The sequence below is a fragment of the Enterobacter cloacae complex sp. XAL002 genome (assembly GCF_049236805.1).
Classification (GTDB): Bacteria; Pseudomonadota; Gammaproteobacteria; order Enterobacterales; family Enterobacteriaceae; genus Enterobacter; species Enterobacter intestinihominis.
Genome location: NZ_JBMKJN010000044.1, coordinates 1 through 8,290, shown reverse-complemented (window position 1 = coordinate 8,290; position 8,290 = coordinate 1). Strand labels below are relative to the sequence as shown.

The following is an 8,290-nucleotide window of genomic DNA, read 5'->3' as shown; positions in this document are numbered from 1 at the left end:
CGACAGAATCTGACATTGCGCCTGTCCCTGGCGGTTCGCAGCCGTCAGATTGAGGCATACCCTAACCTGATGTCAGATGCCATGTGTAAATTGCGTCAGGATAGGATTGAATTTTGAATTTATTGACATATCTCGTTGAAGGTCATAGAGTCTTCCCTGACATTTTGCAGGGAATTCCATGACTGGACAGCGCATTGGGTATATCAGGGTCAGCACCTTCGACCAGAACCCGGAACGGCAACTGGAAGGCGTCAAGGTTGATCGCGCTTTTAGCGACAAGGCATCCGGCAAGGATGTCAAGCGTCCGCAACTGGAAGCGCTGATAAGCTTCGCCCGCACCGGCGACACCGTGGTGGTGCATAGCATGGATCGCCTGGCGCGCAATCTCGATGATTTGCGCCGGATCGTGCAAACGCTGACACAACGCGGCGTGCATATCGAATTCGTCAAGGAACACCTCAGTTTTACTGGCGAAGACTCTCCGATGGCGAACCTGATGCTCTCGGTGATGGGCGCGTTCGCCGAGTTCGAGCGCGCCCTGATCCGCGAGCGTCAGCGCGAGGGTATTGCGCTCGCCAAGCAACGCGGGGCTTACCGTGGCAGGAAGAAATCCCTGTCGTCTGAGCGTATTGCCGAACTGCGCCAACGTGTCGAGGCTGGCGAGCAAAAGACCAAGCTTGCTCGTGAATTCGGAATCAGTCGCGAAACCCTGTATCAATACTTGAGAACGGATCAGTAAATATGCCACGTCGTTCCATCCTGTCCGCCGCCGAGCGGGAAAGCCTGCTGGCGTTGCCGGACTCCAAGGACGACCTGATCCGACATTACACATTCAACGATACCGACCTCTCGATCATCCGACAGCGGCGCGGGCCAGCCAATCGGCTGGGCTTCGCGGTGCAGCTCTGTTACCTGCGCTTTCCCGGCGTCATCCTGGGCGTCGATGAACTACCGTTCCCGCCCTTGTTGAAGCTGGTCGCCGACCAGCTCAAGGTCGGCGTCGAAAGCTGGAACGAGTACGGCCAGCGGGAGCAGACCCGGCGCGAGCACCTGAGCGAGCTGCAAACCGTGTTCGGTTTCCGGCCCTTCACCATGAGCCATTACCGGCAGGCCGTCCAGATGCTGACCGAGCTGGCGATGCAAACCGACAAAGGCATCGTGCTGGCCAGCGCCTTGATCGGGCACCTGCGGCGGCAGTCGGTCATTCTGCCCGCCCTCAACGCCGTCGAGCGGGCGAGTGCCGAGGCGATCACCCGTGCTAACCGGCGCATCTACGACGCCTTGGCCGAACCACTGGCGGACGCGCATCGCCGCCGCCTCGACGATCTGCTCAAGCGCCGGGACAACGGCAAGACGACCTGGTTGGCTTGGTTGCGCCAGTCTCCGGCCAAGCCAAATTCGCGGCATATGCTGGAACACATCGAACGCCTCAAGGCATGGCAGGCACTCGATCTGCCTACCGGCATCGAGCGGCTGGTTCACCAGAACCGCCTGCTCAAGATTGCCCGCGAGGGCGGCCAGATGACACCCGCCGACCTGGCCAAATTCGAGCCGCAACGGCGCTACGCCACTCTCGTGGCGCTGGCCACCGTCACCGACGAAATCATCGACCTGCACGACCGCATCCTGGGTAAGCTGTTTAACGCTGCCAAGAATAAGCATCAGCAGCAGTTCCAGGCGTCAGGCAAGGCCATCAACGCCAAGGTACGTCTGTACGGGCGCATCGGTCAGGCGCTGATCGACGCCAAGCAATCAGGCCGCGATGCGTTTGCCGCCATCGAGGCCGTCATGTCCTGGGATTCCTTTGCCGAGAGCGTCACCGAGGCGCAGAAGCTCGCGCAACCCGATGACTTCGATTTCCTGCATCGCATCGGCGAGAGCTACGCCACCCTGCGCCGCTATGCACCGGAATTCCTTGCCGTGCTCAAGCTGCGGGCCGCGCCCGCCGCCAAAAACGTGCTTGATGCCATTGAGGTGCTGCGCGGCATGAACACCGACAACGCCCGCAAGCTGCCAGCCGATGCACCGACCGGCTTCATCAAGCCGCGCTGGCAGAAACTGGTGATGACCGACGCCGGCATCGACCGGCGCTACTACGAACTGTGCGCGCTGTCCGAGTTGAAGAACTCCCTGCGCTCGGGCGACATCTGGGTGCAGGGTTCACGCCAGTTCAAGGACTTCGAGGACTACCTGGTACCGCCCGAGAAGTTCACCAGCCTCAAGCAGTCCAGCGAATTGCCGCTGGCCGTGGCCACCGACTGCGAACAATATCTGCATGAGCGGCTGACGCTGCTGGAAGCACAACTTGCCACCGTCAACCGCATGGCGGCAGCCAACGACCTGCCGGATGCCATCATCACCGAGTCGGGCTTGAAGATCACGCCGCTGGATGCGGCGGTGCCCGACACCGCGCAGGCGCTGATAGACCAGACAGCCATGGTCCTGCCGCACGTCAAGATCACCGAACTGCTGCTCGAAGTCGATGAGTGGACGGGCTTCACCCGGCACTTCACGCACTTGAAATCGGGCGATCTGGCCAAGGACAAGAACCTGTTGTTGACCACGATCCTGGCCGACGCGATCAACCTGGGCCTGACCAAGATGGCCGAGTCCTGCCCCGGCACGACCTACGCGAAGCTCGCTTGGCTGCAAGCCTGGCATACCCGCGACGAAACGTACTCGACAGCGTTGGCTGAACTGGTCAACGCTCAGTTTCGGCATCCCTTTGCCGGGCACTGGGGCGATGGCACCACATCATCATCGGACGGACAGAATTTCCGAACCGCTAGCAAGGCAAAGAGCACGGGGCACATCAACCCAAAATATGGCAGCAGCCCAGGACGGACTTTCTACACCCACATCTCCGACCAATACGCGCCATTCCACACCAAGGTGGTCAATGTCGGCCTGCGCGACTCAACCTACGTGCTCGACGGCCTGCTGTACCACGAATCCGACCTGCGGATCGAGGAGCACTACACCGACACGGCGGGCTTCACCGATCACGTCTTCGCCCTGATGCACCTCTTGGGCTTCCGCTTCGCGCCGCGCATCCGCGACCTGGGCGACACCAAGCTCTACATCCCGAAGGGCGATGCCGCATATGACGCGCTCAAGCCGATGATCGGCGGCACGCTCAACATCAAGCACGTCCGCGCCCATTGGGACGAAATCCTGCGGCTGGCCACCTCGATCAAGCAGGGCACGGTGACGGCCTCGCTGATGCTCAGGAAACTCGGCAGCTACCCGCGCCAGAACGGCTTGGCCGTCGCGCTGCGCGAGTTGGGCCGCATCGAGCGCACGCTGTTCATCCTCGACTGGCTGCAAAGCGTCGAGCTACGCCGCCGCGTGCATGCCGGGCTGAACAAGGGCGAGGCGCGCAATGCGCTGGCCCGTGCCGTGTTCTTCAACCGCCTTGGTGAAATCCGTGACCGCAGTTTCGAGCAGCAGCGCTACCGGGCCAGCGGCCTCAACCTGGTGACGGCGGCCATCGTGCTGTGGAACACGGTCTACCTGGAGCGTGCGGCGCATGCGTTGCGCGGCAATGGTCATGCCGTCGATGACTCGCTATTGCAGTACCTGTCGCCACTCGGCTGGGAGCACATCAACCTGACCGGTGATTACCTATGGCGCAGCAGCGCCAAGATCGGCGCGGGGAAGTTCAGGCCGCTACGGCCTCTGCAACCGGCTTAGCGTGCTTTATTTTCCGTTTTCTGAGACGACCCCTAGTTGTTTGCGGTCTTGCGTGGCAGGGAGCAGGCATCTTTAACTTGCCTTTCACAGTGATGCTATGGACTATCATTAGATTAATTATCGTGGTATCGCTTGTATTTATTACTGGAAAATTCGGTCTATCAAGAGAGTTTACTTTCCCCGCAGCAGCAGTAGGTTTAGCTTTTAGTTTATTCCCTGTCCTTGATCATATTGCGTTAGGTTATTCTGCTAAAAATTTCTATGAAACCACTAATTTTATGGGGCAAACGGTTCGGGAATTTGGTGCCAGTAAAATTACGGTCTGGTGGGGTTCGATTTATGCCAAAATAGCCTATGCTAGCCTTGCAGGTTTAATTGGATATGGTGTTAAGGTCGCCACTGATGATTAAAAAAGAAAAACCAACTTGAAGTTGGTTTTTTTGGCACTGTTGCAAATAGAGATTTGAGTCGATGATGTTCCCTTTAAAAAGTACTTAGAGACCGAAAACCCTGTTGATTAGACACACTTCACCCTGAGGCTGACCATAATAAAATGACGATGCTTGTCCTTTACGTAGTGCACGCATGACTTCAATACCTTTAATTGTGGCATAAGCCGTCTTCATAGATTTGAATCCTAATGTGGCCCTGATGATCCGCTTTAGCTTGCCATGATCACATTCAATCACGTTATTTTTATACTTAATCTGCCTGTGCTCAAGGTCTGGTGGACATTTACCTTCCCGTTTTAACCGTGATAAAGCACGTCCATATGTGGGTGCTTTATCCGTGTTGATCACTTGTGGAATTTGCCACTTCTTCACATTATTTAAAATTTTTCCAAGAAAACAATATGCTGATTTGGTATTACGTCTAGAAGAAAGATAAAAATCAATGGTATCGCCACGTTGATCGACTGCACGATACAGATAAGACCATCGTCCATTCACTTTTACATAGGTTTCATCAATATGCCACGAGCTCAGATCTGTAGGATTACGCCAATACCAGCGTAAACGTTTTTCTATTTCAGGAGCATAACGTTGAACCCAACGGTAAATAGTCGTGTGATCAACATTCACACCCCGTTCGGCCAGCATTTCCTGCAGTTCACGATAGCTAATGCCATATTTACAATACCAGCGCACAGCCCAAAGAATGATTTCGCCCTGAAAATGCCGACCATGGAAAGGATTCATATGCTGCACCTTTAGCTAAAACAGTCTTCAGCTTACCATTCGTGGTTATTTGCAACAGTGCCGCTGACGCACACCATCGCCCACCGGGTGGGTCGCTATCTGGAACGGCAAGGCCTGCTGGAACGGGATGTCGAAAACAGCTATCTGGCCTCGGATGCGGTGGATGACGACCCGATGACACCCCTGCTGGGGCACTCGATCACTTACCGTATCGCTGTCGGTTCACAGGCGGGGCGAAAGGTGTTCACTTTGCAAACTCTGCCGACCAGTGGTGATCCGTTCGGTGACGGGATTGGCAAGGTAGCCGGGTCCAGCCTGCACGCCGGCGTGGCGGCCAGGGCCGATGAACGCAAGAAGCTCGAACGGCTGTGCCGGTACATCAGCCGCCCGGCGGTATCCGAGAAGCGGCTGTCGTTAACACGAGGCGGCAACGTGCGCTACCAGCTCAAGACGCCGTACCGGGACGGCACCACGCACGTCATTTTCGAACCATTGGATTTCATTGCAAGGCTGGCCGCCCTGGTACCGAAGCCCAGAGTCAACCTAACCCGCTTCCACGGGGTGTTCGCACCCAACAGTCGGCACCGGGCGTTGGTCACGCCGGCAAAACGGGGCAGGGGCAACAAGGTCAGGGTGGCTGATGAACCGGCAACACCAGCACAACGGCGAGCGTCGATGACATGGGCGCAACGGCTCAAGCGTGTTTTCAATATCGACATCGAGACCTGCAGCGGCTGCGGCGGCGCCATGAAAGTCATCGCCTGCATTGAAGACCCTATAGTGATCAAGCAGATCCTTGATCACCTGAAGCACAAAGCCGAAACCAGCGGGACCAGGGCGTTACCCGAAAGCCGGGCGCCACCGGCTGAGCTGCTCCTGGGTCTGTTTGACTGACGAGCCTGAAGGCCAACGATACCAATCAAAATGCTGCGTTCACAGCGCCGCGGCAGGGATCCGCCGTGCTGGTTGTCGGAAAAGGAGCCGCTAGTGGGAAAGAGGAGGGTAAATTTTCAGCGTTGCTGGCTCCCCGTCAGCCGGATTGGGTTGCATCGCAGGGGTGTCGAAAGAGTCAACTGCGGTCCAAAGCTGTTGGACTTGGGTGAAAAGGGCGTTTATTCTTCCTATACGTGCCGCGTTCCAGGCGGCGACTATGAGGGCTATGTCGATGCCCATGTGCGCCGGCTGGAGGCGCTACGCCGGGCCGGTATCGTCGAGCGGATCGACGCCGACCAATGGCGCATCCCCGATGATCTGGTCAGCCGTGCCGCCGCCCATGACGCCGGCCGAGACAGTCAGGCCAGCGTTCGCGTCCTTTCCCCGGTCGATCTGAACAAACAGATCGGATCGGACGGCGCGACCTGGCTGGACCGGCGGCTGATCCACGGCGAGACGGCCGACCTTGCGCCAACCGGCTTCGGGCAACAAGTCCGCGAAGCCATGGACCAGCGCCGCGAGCACCATATCGAACAGGGCGACGCCACCCGCAGCCGGGACAGCCGCGTCTTCTACCGGCGCAACCTTCTCGCCATCCTGCGGGAGCGCGAGGTAGCCGGCGTCGGATCGGATATGGCTTTGAGTAAGGGCCTGCCGTTCCGCGCCGCCACGGACGGCGAGAGCGTCAGCGGCAAGTTTACCGGAACCGTGCATCTATCGAGCGGCAAGTTCGCCGTGGTCGAGAAATCCCATGAGTTCACCCTTGTCCCGTGGCGGCCGATCATCGACCGCCAACTCGGCCGCGAGGTTATGGGCATCGTGCAGGGCGGGTCGGTGTCGTGGCAGTTAGGGCGGCAGAGGGGGCTGGAACGCTGAGTGCGCCCATGCCGCATTGCGAAGCAAAAGATAATCGGATAAAATGTAGCAATTCATATTCGTAAGCGTGGAGTAATCAGATGGGAAATTCCAAGTCAGCAGACAAGTAAGCCGCAACAACCAGTATTGTTGTTGCGGCGCTCTGTAAGGCTAGTCTCATCTGATTGCTGACGAGCAGACGTCGCCCGGTATTCCTTAATCGAGGGTTGATTCGTCATGACCACCACACGCCCCGCGTGGGCCTATACGCTGCCGGCAGCACTGCTGCTGATGGCTCCTTTCGACATCCTCGCTTCACTGGCGATGGATATTTATCTCCCTGTCGTTCCAGCGATGCCCGGCATCCTGAACACGACGCCCGCTATGATCCAACTCACGTTGAGCCTCTATATGGTGATGCTCGGCGTGGGCCAGGTGATTTTTGGTCCGCTCTCAGACAGAATCGGGCGACGGCCAATTCTACTTGCGGGCGCAACGGCTTTCGTCATTGCGTCTCTGGGAGCAGCTTGGTCTTCAACTGCACCGGCCTTTGTCGCTTTCCGTCTACTTCAAGCAGTGGGCGCGTCGGCCATGCTGGTGGCGACGTTCGCGACGGTTCGCGACGTTTATGCCAACCGTCCTGAGGGTGTCGTCATCTACGGCCTTTTCAGTTCGATGCTGGCGTTCGTGCCTGCGCTCGGCCCTATCGCCGGAGTATTGATCGGCGAGTTCTTGGGATGGCAGGCGATATTCATTACTTTGGCTATACTGGCGATGCTCGCACTCCTAAATGCGGGTTTCAGGTGGCACGAAACCCGCCCTCTGGATCAAGTCAAGACGCGCCGATCTGTCTTGCCGATCTTCGCGAGTCCGGCTTTTTGGGTTTACACTGTCGGCTTTAGCGCCGGTATGGGCACCTACTTCGTCTTCTTCTCGACGGCTCCCCGTGTGCTCATAGGCCAAGCGGAATATTCCGAGATCGGATTCAGCTTTGCCTTCGCCACTGTCGCGCTTGTAATGATCGTGACAACCCGTTTCGCGAAGTCCTTTGTCGCCAGATGGGGCATCGCAGGATGCGTGGCGCGTGGGATGGCGTTGCTTGTTTGCGGAGCGGTCCTGTTGGGGATCGGCGAACTTTACGGCTCGCCGTCATTCCTCACCTTCATCCTACCGATGTGGGTTGTCGCGGTCGGTATTGTCTTCACGGTGTCCGTTACCGCGAACGGCGCTTTGGCAGAGTTCGACGACATCGCGGGATCAGCGGTCGCGTTCTACTTCTGCGTTCAAAGCCTGATAGTCAGCATTGTCGGGACATTGGCGGTGGCACTTTTAAACGGTGACACAGCGTGGCCCGTGATCTGTTACGCCACGGCGATGGCGGTACTGGTTTCGTTGGGGCTGGTGCTCCTTCGGCTCCGTGGGGCTGCCACCGAGAAGTCGCCAGTCGTCTAACCGACGACTGGTAGCAGGCCCGCTCCGATGCGGCGCACTAACCATCGAAACCTCGTGAATGTCGGTATCCTGTCTGGCAGGATACCGCTCATTTCCCTTGTTCAGTTCATCGCCGTCGCCGAGCATCTGAATTTTCGGCATGCGGCCAAGGCACTTGG

The 8,290-nt window shown here is 57.9% G+C and carries 6 protein-coding genes and 2 pseudogenes; 7 read left to right on the top strand and 1 reads right to left on the bottom strand.

Going from position 1 to position 8,290, the window contains the following annotated elements:
- The first annotated feature begins 178 nt into the window (after positions 1-178).
- From ACOT0L_RS23430 to ACOT0L_RS23420, 3 genes are read left to right on the top strand one after another with little or no spacing between them, the layout of a single operon-like run.
- Positions 179-739, top strand: coding sequence for a recombinase family protein (locus ACOT0L_RS23430; protein ID WP_000147567.1), 561 nt, complete (start codon positions 179-181; stop codon positions 737-739).
- A gap of 2 nt (positions 740-741) precedes the next feature.
- Positions 742-3,693 (top strand): Tn3-like element TnAs3 family transposase, encoded by a 2,952-nt coding sequence (locus ACOT0L_RS23425; RefSeq protein ID WP_015344976.1) that lies wholly within the window; start codon positions 742-744, stop codon positions 3,691-3,693.
- On the top strand, positions 3,627-4,103 hold the full coding sequence (locus ACOT0L_RS23420) for a hypothetical protein (protein WP_223171565.1): 477 nt from the start codon (positions 3,627-3,629) through the stop codon (positions 4,101-4,103). Before ACOT0L_RS23425 ends, ACOT0L_RS23420 begins: the two co-directional genes overlap by 67 nt.
- An 84-nt stretch (positions 4,104-4,187) precedes the next feature.
- Here ACOT0L_RS23420 and ACOT0L_RS23415 read toward each other — a convergent pair whose 3' ends face one another.
- Positions 4,188-4,892, bottom strand: coding sequence for an IS6-like element IS1006 family transposase (locus ACOT0L_RS23415; RefSeq protein ID WP_001067784.1), 705 nt, complete (start codon positions 4,890-4,892; stop codon positions 4,188-4,190).
- A 63-nt stretch (positions 4,893-4,955) separates the two neighbouring features.
- On the opposite strand from ACOT0L_RS23415, the pseudogene ACOT0L_RS23410 reads away from it, so the two are divergent.
- The 4 genes and pseudogenes from ACOT0L_RS23410 to ACOT0L_RS23395 all read left to right on the top strand — a co-directional run.
- A pseudogene (locus tag ACOT0L_RS23410) lies at positions 4,956-5,786 on the top strand (IS91-like element ISCR2 family transposase); the annotation flags it as partial.
- Positions 5,787-5,816: 30 nt separating this feature from the next.
- Positions 5,817-6,701 carry a DUF3363 domain-containing protein gene (locus tag ACOT0L_RS23405; RefSeq protein ID WP_001447541.1) on the top strand — a complete coding sequence of 295 codons (885 nt, stop codon included), beginning with the start codon at positions 5,817-5,819 and terminating at the stop codon, positions 6,699-6,701.
- A 216-nt stretch (positions 6,702-6,917) separates the two neighbouring features.
- Positions 6,918-8,132, top strand: a complete 1,215-nt coding sequence (gene floR, locus ACOT0L_RS23400) for a chloramphenicol/florfenicol efflux MFS transporter FloR (RefSeq protein WP_000214122.1) — start codon at positions 6,918-6,920, stop codon at positions 8,130-8,132.
- Positions 8,133-8,159: 27 nt separating this feature from the next.
- A pseudogene (locus tag ACOT0L_RS23395) lies at positions 8,160-8,290 on the top strand (LysR family transcriptional regulator); the annotation flags it as partial.